This is a genomic window from Halomonas sp. ND22Bw, assembly GCF_003011945.1.
Taxonomy (GTDB): Bacteria; Pseudomonadota; Gammaproteobacteria; order Pseudomonadales; family Halomonadaceae; genus Halomonas; species Halomonas halophila.
On the sequence record NZ_PXWD01001952.1, the window covers coordinates 1 to 229 of the forward strand.

Sequence of the window (229 nt, forward strand, 5' to 3'; positions counted from 1 at the left end):
ATCGAGCCCCAGCCAGTGGGAGGTGGCATGCGGGTAGAAACGCCGGCAGGCGTTGGCCGCCAGGCAATCCTCCAGCGCACCCGAGAGCAGGCCAAGCTCGAGCAGGCCGGCGGTGAGGTCACGGACCACGCCGCGATGGATGGCGGCCAGGGTGGTTCCCGGGCGCACCGCCGCGATGGCGCGCTGCTGGGCGCCGAGCACGACCTCGTAGAGGGCCCGCTGCGCCTCG

1 protein-coding gene is annotated in these 229 nt (G+C 73.4%); it reads right to left on the bottom strand.

The genetic code is table 11. The features are described from left to right. On the bottom strand, positions 1-229 hold a 229-nt coding region (locus tag CVH10_RS25110), incomplete at both ends, for a M24 family metallopeptidase (RefSeq protein ID WP_146143447.1).